This is a genomic window from Janthinobacterium sp. UMAB-60, assembly GCF_900095235.1.
GTDB lineage: Bacteria > Pseudomonadota > Gammaproteobacteria > Burkholderiales > Burkholderiaceae_D > Janthinobacterium.
The window spans coordinates 51200-67873 of record NZ_LT607503.1 but is presented as its reverse complement, the minus strand read 5'-3'; the positions used below and the strand labels follow the sequence as shown (position 1 = coordinate 67873).

Genomic DNA, 16674 nt, shown 5'->3' with positions numbered 1-16674 from the left:
TCCAGGCCGGCCAGTGCCGTTTCCGCCGCGTCCTGGAGTCCCAGCGCGGCCTGTGCCTGCGCCGCCAGCAGCAGCGCATCGGCTTCGTCGGCCGGCAGCGCCTGGCCGCCGGACATGGCCAGCCGCGCCGCCGCCTGCGCCGCTTCCAGCGCCTGCTGGTACTGCCCCAATGCCATGCGCGCGCCGCCATGCGCGAGCTGGTGCGCGGCGCAGGTGGCGGCGGCTTCGCCATACACGGCGCGGCAATGCTCGAGCGCGGCGGCGGCGGCCACTTCCGCGCGGCCCAGCTGATTGTCCGCCAGCGCCGTCAGCGCCACGTCCTGCCAGGCGCTGACGGTGTTGGCATGGCGGTCGCCGAACAGGGCGCGGCGGATGCGCAGGCCGTCCTCCGCCTCCTGCCATGCCTTGCCGCTTTCGCCCAGGCGCAGGTGGATGCCGCTCAGGCGGTTCAGGGCCACGCTGGCCGGCATCGAGTCGGCCCCCGAGCGCTGCACCGCCATGGCCAGCGCGCGCTGGGCGAACGCCAGCGCCTGGCGGTCGTTGCCGCTCAGGGTGTACCAGTTGGCCATGTCGGTCACGCTCGTTTGCGTCTCGGTGCGGTTTTCGCCGAAGGCCGCCAGGCGTATCCGGTAGGCGTGCTCCAGGTAGCCGTAGGCTTCTTCCATGCGGCCCATGCGCAGCAGCAGCACGCCCACGTCGCGCATGCCCCACGCATGGTCGGTGCTGTTCTCGCCGGAGGTGCGGGCCCACGTTTCCATGGCTTGCCGCGCATACGGCAGGCCGCGCGCATACTCCTTGGTCTGCAGCGCCACGCCGGACAGGTTGGACAGGCTGGTGCCATACGATACCGTGTCCTTGCCGATCAGACGGGCTTTCGCCGCCAGCGCGATGTCGCCCCATTGCCAGGCCAGGTCGAAGCGGCTCCACTGGCGGTACAGGTACATCAGTTCACTCGGGTAGTACATGCTTTCGCGCCCGGGATCGCCGTCGTCCAGCGCCTGGCGGATGGCCCAGCCTTCCAGCAAGACCTGTTCGCTCTCGGCGTAGCGGTTGAGCATGTGCAGGCTTTGGCCCACGCCCAGCAGGCCGGTGGCGATGCCGGCCCGGTCGTCCGCCGCGCGGCAGGCGGCCACGCTGCGCTGGAACAGGGGCAGCGAGACGGCCGGCTGTTCCTTGTCGTTGGCGTCGTTCGCCTGCGCCAGCCATGGCGCGATGACGGCTTGGCAGGTGCCGGCCGATGCCGTTTGCGGCAAGGCCGATACGGCCAGCAACAGGCCCAGGACGAGGTGCCTCATCGGACTGAACGCCAGGACAGCCGGGCCACCTGGGCCTGGTCGGGGTTGCCCGCTTCCGCCACGGGGACTGCAACGCTGGCCGCGCCGCGCGTGGGTAGCAGGGCCGGCAACGCTTCGATGATGGCGAAGCGGCGCGGCAGGGTGCCATTTGCCGCCGGTGCCGCCACCAGCGCCAGCCATTCCACGCCATAGTGGGGGCCGCTGACGACGAAGCTGCGCTCGATGCGGCTGATGCCGGCGCCGATGGCGGGCGGCATGCGGTTGCTGTCGCCGTCGAGGGCAGGGTAAATGCGCGTGGCGGGGCCGTCCAGCGGCAAGTGCGCCAAACCCAGGTCGACGGAAGCGGCGCTGCGGTTTTCCACGCTGAGGCGGATGCGCGTGCCGGCCGGCAGCACGCCGAGGTCGCCATCGGCGAATGCCAGTTGACGCGGCGCCTTGCCCGGCAGGGTCAGTTCGATGCGCGCGTCGAGCAGGGGCGGGCCCGGCGTGGCGGGCAGCGCCAGCAGGGCGGCGAGACGCTCTCCCTGTTTGCCCGGGCGTATCGATCCCGCAGGCTGCGGCGCGGGCGTGCGGGTGGCCCAGCCCGCTGCGGCGTCGGCACTGCCCGGTAGCAGCGTCAGCCGCGTTTCTCCCCAGCCAGCCTTGCTGGCGCGCCAGCGCGTGTCCGCATGCTGGAACAGGTCGCCGTCGCGCATGCCGTCCAGCAAGCCGAACGGCACCAGCCAGCCTTGCGCATCGCGCCGCACGGGCCAGCGCGGCGCCGGCATGGCCGCATCGTCGCCATGCCACAACGGCGCATCGAGCGCCCCCGCATACACGGGCGAAGGCCAGGCGGAGCGGGGCAGCTGGTAAGCCTGCAATGCGCTCCTGTATTGCTGCGTGGCGCTGGCGGCCCACATGGCATAGGTTTGCGGCTGGCGCTGCAAGGCGGCGATGACGGCCCGGGTAAACAATCCCGCTGCCAGACCCGGCGTGTCGGCCGTGGCGGCCTCCGGCGTGCGCTGCTGGGCTTCGGCGGCGAAAAAGCCGACATAACGGGGCCGCGCCCGCGCTTCGTCGGGCGGCGTGCCCTTGCCAGGGGCCGGGCGCCAGCCGATGTCGCTCGCCGCCAGTCCGCGCCACGCGAGGCCATCGCCGCTGCGCGTGCCCGCTGCCGCATGGCAGGTGTCGAACACGGCCACGACTTGTGTCTGCCGCGCGGCAAACGCATCGATGGCGCGCCCCAGTTCGCTGCTATCGAGGCCGCCATCGAGCTGCCGCCCCTGGTGGCTGACCTGGCTGTCGCGCGTCAGCAAGCGCGTGCGCCGTCCCTGTGGCGCGGCGGCTTGTCCCGGATAGACGGGCAGCAGCACGCTGTGGCCCGACCAGTACAGCAGCAGGAGATCGTCCTTGCCCAGCGACTGTTCCAGCTGCGCCAGGCGCGCCAGGATGGCCGCGCGGGTGGGCGCCTGGCTGGCGCCCGCATCATCGGCCAGGCGGTAGATATGTTCATCGGCGAAACCCTGTTGCCGTAGCGCGTCGCGCATGGCGGCCACGTCCGAGGCGGGGCCGGCCAGCCAGCTGCTGCGCGGCATGGCGGGCAAGGCGCCCACGCCGATCAGCAGCGCGTGGCGTTCGCCGGCCAGCGCCGCGCCGCTCAGCAGGTAACTCAGCAGTAGCAAGCGCCCCCAGCGCCGCTTGTTTTTCATTGCGCCCCTGGCCCGCTGGCGAGGGATGCCGCAGCCACCACGCCGCTGGCCCGCAGGCTTTGCAGGGCTGCGGGCGGGTTGGCCGCATCGAGCAGATAGCTGTGGTCAGGCAGGGGGCCGGCGACGATGCCTGCCTGTGCCTGCTCCAGCGCTGCAGCGACCTGGGCCATGCTGGCGCGTGGCAGGAATTGCACGCGCAGGCTGGCCGGCGGCGCCGCTGCGCCTGGCACGCTGCGCCAGCGCAGTTGATCCGCCGGGGCAGGTTGCTGCCACAGCAGCCACGCCTGGCCTATGCACAAGCTGGCCAGCGCCGTGATGGCCACTGGTGCCAGTGCAGGTAGCGTCAGGCGCTGGTAGCAGCGGCGCCAGAAGCCGGGGCGTTCGAGGCGGCGATGCAGTTCCGCCAGGCCTGCGGCGGGATCCATGCTGGCCGCTTCAGCCTCGATGGCGGTGCGGATATCGCCCAGCCAGTCGGCATCGGCGGCCCAGTGCGGATCGTCTTCCAGTCTGGCGGCGATGCGGCTGGCCACGTCCGCGGGGGCATGGCCATTCAGGTAGTCTGGCAGCATCTCACGCAGCGCCTGTTCCTGAGGATCGATGGACTTAGCCATGGCGGCCGCCTTCCTGGGCAAACCAGCGCTGTATGCACTGGCGTAAGTTGATGCGGCCATGAAACAAGCGCGTCTTGACGGTGCCTTCCGGTGCTTGTTGAATATGGGCAATATCGGCCACCGACAGGTCGTCGATGGCCCACAGGGTCAGGCTTTCGCGCTGCATCGGGTTGCGCAGACGCAGCAGGCATTTCAGCACGGCATGGCGTCGTTGCAGGCTTTCCCTCGCCACCTGTGGTCCCGGATCGTGTTCCGCCTGTTCCTGCTGCTCCTCGTTATCGCTGTCGAGAGGCACTTCGCGTGCCAGGCGCTTGCCATGGCGACGAATCTGGTCGACCGCCTTGTTGCGGGCCAGGGTCAGCAGCCAGGTGCCGAACGCCACCCGGCCGTCGTAGCGCATGGGCGCGCGCCAGATAGCGTGGAACACGTCCACCGTGATTTCGTCGGCGACCGCGTGCCCATCAAGCCCCGAGCCCGATAGCTGCAGGCGCGCAAACACGCGCACGCGCGGCGACCAGGCGCGATACAGGGCGTCCAGCGCGCGCTGGTCGCCTGCCGCCATGGCAGCGAGCAGTTCGGCGGGATTGACAGGCAATGCGCTCATGGTCACGGGAAGGAGGGGCGGGTTGAATGGGGGCGGCAGGCAATTGCGTCGTGGTAATTATAGCATCGGGGAAATAGTGCAGTATTAGTAAGAGCGAGGCCAGCAAAGGCGCGGGCGCAGGGGCTGGCGCAATGTCAGTGCAAAAAGATTGAACCGGATGGCGGCGCGCTGCGAACAAGAGCATGAAGGGCCGCATTGCAGCGGGTCCGCCAAACCGAAAAGGACAGTCCCATCATGAGAAAACGCGGCAAGACCTTGCGCGATGCCAGCAGGGGCGGGGAGCCAGCCCATGCATGAAAATATTTCCTCTTGCAACGTCGCCATGCAGCGCCTGACGCCGGCCGAGCGGCTGGTGGCGGCCATGGCCATGCGCGGCACGCCCTACAAATCGATCGCCCGCGCGCTCGACAAGTCGCCCGCCACCGTGCGCAACCAGCTGCATATGATTTACCGCAAGCTGGGCGTGAGCAATCGGACGGCACTGGCCTGCGCCTTGCGCAGCGACGGCTAGCCTCAAAATTATTTTCGGCACTGGGGCAAAAATCGTCTTTTTCAAGGCCTTGAAGGCCGCTTGATCGTCCTTAGATTGGTAGCAAGCGGATGCTCACGGTGAGGTCCGCCCCTCTTATCGCTTCATTTGAAAAGGATAGTTATCATGCGTACTTTTGACCTTGCCCCCCTGTACCGTTCCGCCATCGGCTTTGACCGCCTGGCACAGCTGCTCAACGAACAGCGCGCCGATGCACAGCCCAGCTATCCGCCGTACAACATCGAACTGGTATCGGAAGACAAATACCGCATCGTGATGGCATTGGCCGGCTTCTCGCGCGAAGAGATCGATATCATTACCGAACGCGACTCGCTGCATGTCACGGGCCGCAAGCAGAAAGATGGCGTCGAGCGCACGTTCTTGCACCGCGGCATCGCTGCCCGCGATTTCGAACAGCGTTTCCAGCTGGCCAATCACGTGAAGGTCACGGGCGCCACGTTTGAAAACGGCATGCTGACCATCGACCTGGTGCGTGAAGTGCCGGAAGCGCTGAAACCGCGCAAGATCGAGATCGGCACGGGCGGCGATACCGTCAGCGTGCTGGAACAGCGCCAGGCAGCCTGATCTGATCTGAGCTGACCCCGGCGCCCCTCGGGAGCCCGGGCAGCCAGGAGGCTACCCTCCCATGCAGTAAAATACTGGCCGGTTGATCCGGCCAGTGTCACGTCCAGGCCCTGTATGCCCTCCATGGCCCGCCATGCGGAACGCTGGATTAAGCGATGCTTAAAGGCGCCAACGCCTGTTTCCAAATGGAAAAATGTTAAGCACCGCCTAAGACTCGTGGCCCACTATTGCATACATCAAAATCTCATTGAATGAGGAGCAATTCATGGAACAGCAAACGAATACCGCATCGCTGAAAATCAAACGCACCGTAGCCGCGCTGGCCGCGATCGGTGTACTGGGCGCCGGTGGCGCCATGGTGGTGCATCAGAACAATGCCGGCGCGAATGCCGCAGCGACCGCCGCCGCCGCCCCCGTGGCTGCCGCTGTCGCGCCCGCCGCCAGCGCGCCGCTGGTGGCCTTGCCCGACTTTAGCCAGATCGCCGCGCGCAACAGCCCGGCCGTCGTCAACATCAGCGTCACGGGCAGCACCAAGGTGGCCTACGACCCATCGGCCCAGGCCGGCAACGACGACTTCGGCAACGATCCGTTCTTCGAATTCTTCCGCCGCTTCCAGGGCCCGCAAGGCGGGCAGCGCGGTGGTCGCGACGTGCCCACGCACGGCCTCGGTTCCGGCTTCATCGTCAGCCCGGACGGCATCATCATGACGAATGCCCACGTGGTGCGCGATGCGCGCGAAGTGACGGTCAAGCTGAACGACCGCCGCGAATTCCGCGCCAAGGTGCTCGGTACCGATCCGAAGACGGATATTGCCGTATTAAAAATCGACGCCAACAACCTGCCCATCGTGCCGCTCGGCCATTCGAGCGACCTGAAAGTGGGCGAGTGGGTGTTGGCCATCGGTTCGCCTTATGGCTTCGACAGCACGGTGACGGCGGGCGTGGTCAGCGCCAAGGGCCGTTCCCTGCCCGACGACAGCAATGTGCCGTTCATCCAGACGGACGTGGCGGTGAACCCCGGCAACTCGGGTGGCCCGCTGTTCAATACGCGCGGCGAAGTGGTCGGCATCAATTCGCAGATCTACAGCCAGACGGGCGGCTTCCAGGGCTTGTCGTTCGCCATCCCGATCGACCTGGCCGGCCGCATCAAGGACCAGATCGTCGCCACGGGCAAGGCCAGCCACGCCAAGCTGGGCGTGACGGTGCAGGAAGTGAACCAGGGCTTTGCCGACTCGTTCAAGCTGGCCACGCCGGAAGGCGCGCTGGTGGCCAATGTGGAGCGGGGCAGCCCGGCCGACAAGGCGGGCCTGAAATCGGGCGACGTGGTGCGCAAGGTGAATGGCCAGCGCATCATCGCTTCGGCCGACTTGCCGGCGCTGGTGGGCACGTCCTTGCCCGGCGACAAGATCAGCCTCGATGTCTGGCGTGACGGCAAGATCGTCAACCTGACGGCGACGCTGGGTAATGCGGCCGACAAGGTGGCCGAAGTGGCGAAGAGCGACGGCGCGGCCGGCAAGGTAAAGCTGGGCCTGGCCCTGCGTCCGTTACAATCGGATGAAAAACGCGAGGCGGGCATCAGCGCCGGCCTGCTGGTGGAAGACGCGGGCGGTGCCGCCGCGAATGCCGGAGTGCAGCCGGGCGACGTGCTATTGTCGGTGAATGGCCATCCCGTCAACACGGTCGAGCAAGTGCGCGACGTGGTGGAGAAATCCGCCAAGTCGGTGGCCTTGCTGATACAACGGGGACCGGACAAGATCTTCATTCCCGTGCGGCTGGGGTAATGAAGAAACAAACCCAAGGGCAAATACTGGGGTCGAACTCTCAGGGTTCGACCCCGGCCTTTCGCCGTTGGGGTGAAAAATTGAACAAGGAGCAACCATGCGCTTATTGCTGGTAGAAGACGACACGATGATCGGCGAGGTGGTGCTGGACTTGCTGCGCGCCGAGCACTACGCGGTGGACTGGGTCAAGGATGGCGACATGGCCGATACGGCCCTGCAGACGCAAACCTATGATCTGGTGCTGCTGGACCTGGGCTTGCCGCGCAAGGACGGTCTCGACGTGCTGCGCTCGATGCGCTTGCGCAAGCTCGATACGCCGGTGCTCGTGGCCACGGCGCGTGACGCCGTCGAGCAGCGCATCGCCGGTCTCGACGCGGGCGCCGACGATTACGTCTTGAAGCCGTATGACCTCGACGAACTGCTGGCGCGCATTCGCGCCCTGCTGCGGCGCGCCTCGGGCCGTCCGGAACCGATCTTCGAACACCAGGGCGTGAGTATCAATCCGCTGACGCGCGAAGTGATCGCCGAGGGCCATCCCGTCAACCTGTCGGCGCGTGAATGGGCCGTGCTGGAAGCGCTGATCGCCCGTCCCGGCATCGTGCTGTCGCGCGCGCAGCTGGAAGAAAAACTGTATAGCTGGAAGGATGAAGTCAACAGCAATGCCGTGGAAGTGTATATCCACGGCTTGCGCAAGAAGCTCGGCAGCGACTTGATCCAGAATGTGCGCGGCCTCGGCTACATGGTGCCCAAGGCATGAGGATGAAGGTCACGGTGACGCATTCGCTGCGCGGCCGCCTGCTGTGGTTTTTGCTGGCGGCCATCATCATGGCGGCCCTGGCGCAGGCGTCGATCGCCTACCGCAGCGCCCTGTATGACGCCGACCAGATTTTCGATTACCACATGCAGCAGATGGCCCTGTCGCTGCGCTCCGGCGCGCCGCTGGCCAACCATGCGCAAGCCTTGCCGGCCGACCCCGTCAACAATGACATGGTGGTGCAGGTGTGGACGCCGGACGGCGTGCAGGTGTTCCGCTCGATCACGCGCGCGGAATTGCCGCAGCGCGCCGTGCTGGGCTTTTCCAACGTGAAGGCCAACGGCACCACTTACCGCATCTTCTCCGTGCAAACCAGTTCCCAGACCGTGCAGATCGCGCAGGACATGGCCGTGCGCAAGCGCATGGCCGGCAGCCTGGCGCTGCGCACGGTGGGTCCCATCGCGCTGATGGCGCCGATATTGATGCTGGTCGTCTGGTGGGTCGTCAGCGGTTCGCTGGCGCCCGTCTCGCGCGTGCGCAAGCAGGTGGCGGCGCGCCAGGCGGACGATTTATCTCCCGTATCGGAAGCGGGCTTGCCCGACGAAGTGCGCCCCCTGGTGCATGAATTGAACCTGCTGTTCGGGCGCGTCAAAACGGCGTTCGACGCGCAGCAGCATTTCGTCGCCGACGCCGCGCATGAATTGCGCACGCCGCTGGCGGCCCTGAAACTGCAGGTCTTGAGCCTGGAGCGGGCCGAATCGGAAGAAAAGCGCAGCCTGGCGATCTCCCGCGTCAGCGCCGGCATCGAGCGGGCCACGCGCCTGGTCGAGCAGCTGCTGGTGCTGGCGCGCCAGGAAGCGAGCGCCGCCAGCGGCGACCAGCTGCAGGCGGTGGACTTGAACGACGTCGTCAAGCGGGCGCTGGGCGACATGGCCGGCATCGCGCAGGCGCGCAAGATCGACCTGGGCCTGCACCACATGGACCCGGCCAAGGTGGCGGGGCAGGCCGATGCGCTCAACATCATGCTGCGCAACCTGGTCGACAACGCCATCAAGTACACGCCGCAGGGCGGCACGGTCGATATCGACCTGCGCGCCAGCCCCGTCGGCGTGACGTTATCGGTGGAAGACAACGGCCCCGGCATCCCGCCCGAGGAGCGCGAACGCGTCTTCAGCCGCTTCTACCGCGTGCCCGGCACGGATGCCAACGGCAGCGGCCTGGGGCTGGCCATCATCAAGGCCATCGCCGAGCGCCATGGCGCGCGCCTGGTGCTGGACAAATCCGAACGCCTGGGCGGCCTGTGCGTGCGCGTGGAATTCCCGCAAGCCGTGAAATGAGTGTTTTAACCATCATCTTTGGCCTGTTGCATTGACGCGCGCGCCGTGGCCCTATATTGTCTGCGAAACAAGCAGAACCAGACCACGGAGCGCACATGCAGAGAATCGGATTTTCAGGAACCCTCGACCCCATCACCAATGGCCACATGTGGGTGATCGGCGAAGCGCGTTCGCTCGCCGACGAGGTGATCGTGTTCCTGTCGCAAAACCCCGCCAAGAAGCCGCAGTTCCCGGCCGAAGACCGCAAGCGCATCATCGAACAGAGCGCGCGCGAGTGCGGCTGGGACAATGTACAGGTGGTCATCGTCAAGGGCGACTACACGGCGCGCGCGGCGAAAAAGCATGGCTGCGACTACCTGATCCGCGGCATCCGCACGACGGCCGATTTCGACTATGAAAACCTGATCCAGCAAACCAATGTGGACGTGCTGCAGGGCGCCAAGACGATTTTCGTCATGCCGCCGCGCGACCTCGGTTCCGTCAGCTCCAGCTTCGTCAAGGCGCTGGAAGGGCCGGTGGGATGGAACTGGACCATGAAGAAATTCGTCCCCGGTCCCGCCTACCACGCGTGGATACTCGACTGCCTGCGCAAGGAGTGGGAAGCGCTGTGGCATTACGCCACCGCTTCGGCGGCCGACGTCGCGCTGGCCGATCACTGGTTCGCGCACCTGACGGGGCCGCAGGCGTATGGCGGCGCGGACCGTCACTATCACAACCTCGACCACCTGGTGCACGGCCTGTCCGAGATCCGCGTGTGGGCCGACAATACCTTTGCACCGAAGCGCGACAGCGCGCTGGTCAAGAAGGCGTTCTGGTTCCACGACGCCGTCTACAGCCACGACGACGAAGCCCTGTACTCGAGCGAAGAGGCAAGCGCCCAGCTGTGGCTGGCCAGCGGCCTCGATGCGGGCGACAACCTCGATGTGGCGCAATTGATACGCGCCACCGACCATTTCCAGGGCCCCGGCATCAGCCACGCGCTGAAGGACGCCATGCTCAGCGCCGACCTGGCCATCCTGGGCCAGGATGAAGAGGTGTACCAAGCCTACACGCAAGCCATCGGAAGAGAATACGCACACGTGGACCCCGTGCGCTTCAACGAGCAGCGGGGCCTGGCCCTGCAGCATTTATGCGGCAAGGCGCAGGCGGGCCAGCTGTTTGGCGATGCGTATTTCGCCGACCAGTACAACGCGCGGGCCATTGAAAACATGCAGAAGGAGATCGCGGCGATGGCGCGCGGCTGACTCTCGTCAGCCGCTTGCCAGCAGCCCGTGCTTGCCGCCCTAGCGGGCTTGCCGCCCTAGCGGGCGGCAACCTTGGCGCGCGCCGCGTGCAATTTCTTGAAGCTGTCGATCAGGCGCTGGTGCCGGTCGAGGCCTTCCAGTTGCATGCTGGTCGGGGTCAGGCCGAAGAAGCGCACGCTGCCGTCCACCGAACCGAGCACCGCGTCCATGCGGGCGTCGCCAAACATGCGGCGGAAATTGACGACGTAGTCGTCCGGTTCCAGCGCGTCATCGAGTTCCACTTCCAGCACCACGTTCAAGGCTTGATAGAACAGTTTGCGCTCGAGCGTGTTGTCGTTGTACTGCAGGAAGGTTTCCACCAGCTCTTTCGCTTCCTCGAATTGCTGCAAGGCGAGATGAATCAGCAGCTTCAATTCCAGCGTCGTCAGCTGGCCCCACGCCGTGTTTTCGTCAAACTCGATGCCGATCAGGGTGGCGATGTCGCCGTACTCGTCGAGCTCGCTGTTTTCCAGGCGCTCGAGCAGGTCTTCCAGGCTGGCATCGTCGAGCTGATGCAGGTTCAGGATGTCGGCGCGGAACAGCAGCGCCTTGTTGGTGTTGTCCCAGATTAAATCTTCGACCGGATATACTTCCGAATAGCCTGGCACGAGAATGCGGCAGGCGGTGGCGCCCAGCTGGTCGTACTCGGCCGTGTAGACTTCCTTGCCCATCTCGGCGAGGATGCCGAACAGGGTCGCCGCTTCCTCGGCATTCGAGTTTTCGCCGTGGCCGGAAAAATCCCACTCGACAAAATCGTAATCGGCCTTGGCGCTGAAGAAGCGCCACGAGACGATGCCGCTGGAATCGATGAAGTGCTCGACGAAGTTGTTTGGCTCGGTGACGGCTTCGCTGGCAAACGTCGGTTGCGGCAAGTCGTTCAAGCCTTCAAAGCTGCGGCCCTGCAGCAATTCCGTCAGGCTGCGCTCGAGCGCCACTTCCAGGCTCGGGTGCGCGCCGAACGAGGCAAACACGCCGCCCGTGCGCGGGTTCATCAGGGTGACGCACATCACCGGGTACACGCCGCCCAGCGACGCATCTTTGACCAGCACGGGAAAGCCTTGCTCTTCCAGACCTCGGATGCCGGCCAGGATACCCGGGTATTTCGCCAGCACGTCCTGCGGCACGTCGGGCAGGGCGATTTCGCCTTCGAGGATTTCGCGCTTGACGGCCCGCTCAAAAATTTCAGACAGACATTGCACCTGCGCTTCGACCAGGGTATTGCCGGCGCTCATGCCATTGCTGACGTACAGGTTTTCGATCAGGTTCGATGGGAAATACACGACCTCGCCATCGGACTGGCGCACATACGGCAGCGAGCAGATGCCGCGCTCCGCATTGCCGGAGTTGGTGTCGATCAGGTGCGAGCCGCGCAGCTCGCCATCGGGGTTGTAGATCTCCAGGCTGTACGCATCGAGGATTTCCTTCGGCAGCGCATCTTTGCGGCCCGGCTTGAACCAGCGCTCGTTCGGATAATGCACGAATGGCGCGTTGGCGATGTCCTCGCCCCAGAACGATCCGGCGTAGAAATGGTTGTTGCTGAGGCGCTCGATATACTCGCCCAGGGCCGACGCCAGCGCGCTTTCCTTGGTCGCGCCCTTGCCGTTGGTAAAGCACATGGGCGAGTGCGCATCGCGGATATGCAGCGACCACACGTTCGGAATGATGTTGCGCCACGAGGCGATTTCAATCTTGATGCCCAGGCCCGCCAGCAGGCCCGACATATTGGCGATGGTCTGTTCCAGCGGCAAATCCTTGCCGACGATATAGGTGCTGGCTTCGCCGGCCGGATTGAGCATCAGCAAGGATTGCGCATCGGCGTCCAGGTTCGCGACTTCTTCAATGACGAATTCTGGCCCCGCTTGCACCACTTTTTTCACCGTGCAACGGTCGATCGAGCGCAGGATGCCCTGGCGATCCTTGGCCGAGATATCGGCCGGCAACTCGACCTGGATCTTGAAAATCTGCTGGTAACGGTTTTCCGGATCGACAATATTGTTTTGCGACAGGCGGATATTCTCGGTGGAAATATTGCGCGTATCGCAATACAGCTTCACGAAGTACGCCGCGCAGAGTGCCGATGATGCCAAAAAATAATCGAACGGGCCAGGCGCCGAGCCATCGCCTTTGTAGCGGATGGGCTGGTCGGCGATGACGGTAAAATCGTCGAACTTGGCTTCGAGACGCAGCTTGTCGAGAAAGTTGACTTTAATTTCCATGAGGTAATCCAATACTGTGCTTATGAGTTAGGCGCTATTATCCGTGCTTTCTGCCGCAGGGCAAAGATTGTTCACTGCGGCCGTGCTAGCTGAGCAATCCCATTGCGAAGATAAGCGTTATCAACCAAAGAAGGAAAGAAGGCCGTGCCCATGCAAATTTCCATGAATGATGTGATCGCTGAGCAAGAAGTGATTGATCTCTACAAGGCCAATCACTGGTCGTCCGCAGAAAAACCAAAAGAATTGATGGCCGCGCTGCGCAATTCCCACAGCCTGGTGACGGCCCGCGCAGATGGCAAATTGATTGGCATCGGCAATGCCATTTCCGATGGCTATCTGGTTGTTTACTTCCCGCATATGCTCGTCGATCCACTGGCGCAAGGCCAGGGCGTGGGCAGGAGGATGATGGCTGCCATGCTGGAAAAATACGCGGGGTTTCACCAGCAAATGCTGACAGCGGACGGCAAGGCCATCGCGTTCTACGAATCCATGGGCTTCGTGCGCGCAGGGAAAACAGAACCCATGTGGATCTATGCAGGCGATGAGCACTGAATGGTGATGCCGACATAAAAAAACAGCGGCTGCCCGTACTGGCGCAGCCGCTGTTTTTATGTGCATAGCGCGATCAGAATTTCACCCACAGCCGTCCGAAATACGAAGCGCCGTTCAGGCCGAACTGCACGCTGTCGTACTTGAAGCCGTTGTCCGTTTCGTCCGCGTTTTGCGTGGTCGGCTTGACGTTGAAGATGTTGTTGCCGCCAAAGGTCAGCTTGGTATTTTTGTTGATGCTGTAGGTAAAGCTCAGGTCGGCCGAGGTCTTGGCCGCGTAGTGGGCGTTGGGCACGCCGGCGGCCGTGCCGCTGAAGGTGCCCAGGGTTTGCGGGCCGAAATAAATGATGCGCAGGTCCGATTCCAGCTTGCCCGTGATGTAGTCGAAGCCCAGGGTGGCTTTCGCGCGCGGGCCGCCCTGTTCGATGAACAGGCGTTCGCGCTCGGACAGCAGCACGTCTTCATAGCCTTTCAGCGAGTCAGGCGTCTTGACTTTCGTCACTTCCGTTTTGCTCAAATTCAAGGCCAGGAAGGTGTTCAGGCGGTTGCCGGCCAGCTCGCCCTTGTGCGAAGCCGTCAGGTCCAGCCCGCGCGTGCGCGTGTCGATGGAGTTGACGAAGAATTGCGCTTCGCCCACGCCCAGCAGGGCCAGGCGCGCGGCCAGGTCCGGGTAATTGTCGGCATTGAAGCGGCCCGACAGCACGATGCGGTCCTTGATCTTGATGTTGTACAAGTCGGCCGTCACGGAAATGGCTTGCGTCGGCGTCCAGGTGGTGCCGAACGTGAAGCTGGTGGATTTTTCCTCTTTCAGCTTGGGAATGCCGGCCGCGTTGGCGACGGCGCCGCCGTTCGGCGCCAGCACCACGTCGGTGGGCACGCCGCCAATGAAGTCGGTGAAGGTGGACGAGAAATACACTTGCTGCAACGACGGTGCGCGGAAGCCCGTGCTGGCCGAGCCGCGCAGCAGCACGTTGGGCGCCACTTTATAGCTGGCGGCCAGCTTGCCCGTCACGGTGGAGCCGAAATCGCTGAATTTTTCATAGCGCAGCGCGGCCTGGGTTTTCAGGCGCTCCGTCCAGTCCAGCTCCACGTCGCCATACGCGGCGATGCTGTGGCGTTTGGCCTTGGTGACGTCGCCGGGCTGGAAGCCGGGAAAGCCCTGGCTGCCCGCATTGCCGCCCATGCCCACGCCGTCGGCGTCGATGTAGGAGCCCGGTTCGCCGGCCATGATCTTGTATTCCTCGCTGCGATATTCGGCGCCGAAGGCCACGTTCATGCCGCTCATTACCGTGTCGTAAAAGCGGCTGAAATCGGCGTTGCTGGTCAGCTGCTGGAAAGAGAAGCCGCCCGCATCGTAGCTGCTGGCGCTGACGCCCTTGCCGCCGTTCATCAAGTCGAGGTTGGCGATCGAGGCATTCAGGGTATGGCTGATGTCGTAGCGCATCTTGTTGTAGCCATAAGTTTGCGAAAAGTCAGCATGCCATTCGCCGATCTGGCTGCGGTGGCCGATGGTGGCGTACTGGTCGTCGATCTTGCCGTTAATGAAGGGTACGAAACCATTCGGATACATGGCGGCTGAATTGCGCGACGGAATGTCGTCGCTGCCGATGCCGCCCCGGCCAAACGCGGCGCTCGACGCATCGCGCGTTTGCGCGCCGGCCGTGAAGTACAGCTTGCCCGTGCCGCTGGTGGCGTAGTCGCCATTCACGTACAGGGTCTTGTTCTTGGCCTTGGTGTCGCCGATGATGCGCATGCTGTCCGCGTCGGCCCGGTTCGAGCGGCCCCGGTCCAGGTATTCGCCCGTGATGGCCAGCGTGCCCTTGTCGCCCAGCGCGATGCCGCAATACGCGGAGGTCATGTAATTCTTGCCGTCGCCTGCGGAATACTGGCTGTAGCCGGCCACCGCTTCGCAGCCCAGGCTTTTCTTCAGTTCGATGTCGATCACGCCGGCAATGGCGTCCGAGCCGTACTGGGCGGCGGCGCCATCGCGCAGCACTTGCACGTTCTTGATCGCCAGCAAAGGAATCGCATTCATGTCCGTGCCCGTGTTGCCGCGGTTGCGCGCGCCGAACAGGTTGACGAGGGCCGTCGTGTGGCGCCGCTTGCCATTGACCAGCACCAGGGTCTGGTCGGAACCGAGACCGCGCAAGGCGGCTGAATCGACGAGGTCGGCCCCGTCGGCGCCCGTCTGGCGCGTGGAGTTGAACGAGGGCGAGATGTATTGCAGCGATTGCGCCAGGTCAAACTGACCGCCTTGCTCGGCGACTCTGGAAATCGGGATGATATCGACCGGCACCATGGTGTCGGTGGCGGAACTGGTGACGCGGCGCGAGCCGACCACGCTGACCGTTTGCACGGGACCGTCCGTGACGCCCGCTTCCGTGGTCTGGGCCATGGCAGCGGGACTGAAGGCGGCCAGGGCGGCGCTGCCGTACAGGCTGATGAGGACTGCTTTACGCAAGGTGGTGAGAGTCGGCACGCAGTATCTCCAAGTGGTATTGTGACTTGATTTTAGTGCCATCATTTCAGCATTCACCAGCGATACTTTGTTTTGTTATTACAAATTTGTTGTAACTGTTGTTTCCTGGTTGATTATCTTTTGGCCGTTGCCCGGCTTGCCTTGTACTGGTGCGCGATGCCCTATTCAGGTGCTGCGTTGCACCATGCCGCCCACCCAGATTGCCTGCGCGCTGTATTGCACCTCGATCAGACACGGCTGCTGCGTCACGTGGCCCTGATGCAGGCGCAGCGACTGTTGCAGATGCGCTGACAGGGCGCCCGCCGCCACGCCCGTGGCGCTGTCTTCCAGGGCCGGGTCGCGGTGGTTGAAGTTGCGCCCCTCGTATTCGCTCTCGCCCGTGCGGCAATATGCATAGCAGCCGTTGACCTGATGCAAGGCGCTCCAGTCGGCGATCAGTTCCAGGTTCGGCCGCAGCGCGCGCAGGGTGGTGCGGTCGGCCACTTCCAGCAGCAGCTTCGGGCTGCCGACGGAGGCGATGACGGGCGGCGACAGCAAGTGCATGTGCTGGCCCATGAGTTCCGACGGCACATATTTTTCCAGCATGACGGCAGGCGCCGGCTGCGGCGCCAGGCCGATGAACAGACCGGTTGCGCGGCGCACCAGCTGCAAGGCTTGTCCGCGCATGGCCGTCGTCACCGTCAAGGTTACCGGGTCGCCGGGCGCTGTCAGCAGCACATGCGCGGCCGCCAGGGTGGCGTGCAGGCACAGGGGGCTGCGCGTGTGCGGATAAAAATAGTCGAGCACGACGCTGCCGTCCGCTTGCCGGTCGATGAAGACGCAGGCGCTCACTTGCCGCTCGCGGGCGAAGGTCTGGCGCGCCGTTTCGCCGTTGTCGTCGTTTTCCACGACCAGCGCCGCATTGCCGCCACCGGGGGCGGCGCCGAAACATTTTAATAAGTGGACGATCATGGCGGTCGATGCA

14 protein-coding genes are annotated in these 16674 nt (G+C 64.4%); 7 read left to right on the top strand and 7 right to left on the bottom strand.

From position 1 onward, the window contains the following. From K0F86_RS27880 to K0F86_RS25255, 4 genes are all read right to left on the bottom strand, one after another. Window positions 1–1295, bottom strand: a 1295-nt coding sequence (locus K0F86_RS27880) for a tetratricopeptide repeat protein (RefSeq protein ID WP_219136881.1), incomplete at its 3' end; no start/stop codon positions are given. Then, window positions 1292–2983: a caspase family protein gene (locus K0F86_RS25265; protein ID WP_219136880.1), complete on the bottom strand. Its 1692-nt coding sequence runs from the start codon at window positions 2981–2983 to the stop codon at window positions 1292–1294. The genes K0F86_RS25265 and K0F86_RS27880, both read right to left, overlap by 4 nt. Then, window positions 2980–3594 (bottom strand): hypothetical protein, encoded by a 615-nt coding sequence (locus K0F86_RS25260; protein WP_219136879.1) that lies wholly within the window; start codon window positions 3592–3594, stop codon window positions 2980–2982. The genes K0F86_RS25265 and K0F86_RS25260 overlap by 4 nt, the downstream gene beginning before the upstream one ends. After that, window positions 3587–4198, bottom strand: a complete 612-nt coding sequence (locus tag K0F86_RS25255) for an RNA polymerase sigma factor (protein ID WP_219136878.1) — start codon at window positions 4196–4198, stop codon at window positions 3587–3589. Before K0F86_RS25255 ends, K0F86_RS25260 begins: the two co-directional genes overlap by 8 nt. A gap of 289 nt (window positions 4199–4487) precedes the next feature. Here K0F86_RS25255 and K0F86_RS25250 point away from each other — a divergent pair, with 289 nt between their 5' ends. The 6 genes from K0F86_RS25250 (at window position 4488) to coaD (ending at window position 10427) form a co-directional block, all read left to right on the top strand. Next, window positions 4488–4709, top strand: a complete 222-nt coding sequence (locus K0F86_RS25250) for a helix-turn-helix transcriptional regulator (RefSeq protein WP_219136877.1) — start codon at window positions 4488–4490, stop codon at window positions 4707–4709. Between the two features lie 144 nt (window positions 4710–4853). Then, a complete protein-coding gene (locus tag K0F86_RS25245) occupies window positions 4854–5312 on the top strand; it encodes an Hsp20 family protein (protein WP_100874057.1) in 459 nt (152 codons plus the stop codon). 265 nt (window positions 5313–5577) lie between these two features. After that, window positions 5578–7092 carry a Do family serine endopeptidase gene (locus K0F86_RS25240; protein WP_219136876.1) on the top strand — a complete coding sequence of 505 codons (1515 nt, stop codon included), beginning with the start codon at window positions 5578–5580 and terminating at the stop codon, window positions 7090–7092. Between the two features lie 97 nt (window positions 7093–7189). Next, window positions 7190–7849, top strand: a complete 660-nt coding sequence (locus tag K0F86_RS25235; protein ID WP_010400558.1) for a response regulator transcription factor — start codon at window positions 7190–7192, stop codon at window positions 7847–7849. 2 nt (window positions 7850–7851) lie between these two features. Next, complete coding sequence (locus K0F86_RS25230; protein WP_219136884.1) at window positions 7852–9183, top strand: ATP-binding protein; 1332 nt, start codon at window positions 7852–7854, stop codon at window positions 9181–9183. A 95-nt stretch (window positions 9184–9278) separates the two neighbouring features. Then, window positions 9279–10427, top strand: a complete 1149-nt coding sequence (coaD, locus tag K0F86_RS25225; protein ID WP_219136875.1) for a pantetheine-phosphate adenylyltransferase — start codon at window positions 9279–9281, stop codon at window positions 10425–10427. A gap of 56 nt (window positions 10428–10483) precedes the next feature. On the opposite strand, the gene K0F86_RS25220 is transcribed toward coaD, so the two are convergent. Next, a complete protein-coding gene (locus tag K0F86_RS25220) occupies window positions 10484–12682 on the bottom strand; it encodes an OsmC domain/YcaO domain-containing protein (protein ID WP_219136874.1) in 2199 nt (732 codons plus the stop codon). 162 nt (window positions 12683–12844) lie between these two features. Here K0F86_RS25220 and K0F86_RS25215 point away from each other — a divergent pair, with 162 nt between their 5' ends. Further along, window positions 12845–13234 (top strand): GNAT family N-acetyltransferase, encoded by a 390-nt coding sequence (locus tag K0F86_RS25215; protein WP_219136873.1) that lies wholly within the window; start codon window positions 12845–12847, stop codon window positions 13232–13234. A 73-nt stretch (window positions 13235–13307) separates the two neighbouring features. Here K0F86_RS25215 and K0F86_RS25210 read toward each other — a convergent pair whose 3' ends face one another. Both K0F86_RS25210 and K0F86_RS25205 read right to left on the bottom strand, forming a co-directional pair. Beyond that, a complete protein-coding gene (locus K0F86_RS25210) occupies window positions 13308–15752 on the bottom strand; it encodes a TonB-dependent receptor plug domain-containing protein (protein ID WP_374197326.1) in 2445 nt (814 codons plus the stop codon). Window positions 15753–15875: 123 nt separating this feature from the next. Then, entirely contained in the window at window positions 15876–16661 is a 786-nt protein-coding gene (locus tag K0F86_RS25205) for a PhzF family phenazine biosynthesis protein (protein WP_219136871.1), read from the bottom strand. Between the last annotated feature and the right edge of the window lie 13 nt (window positions 16662–16674).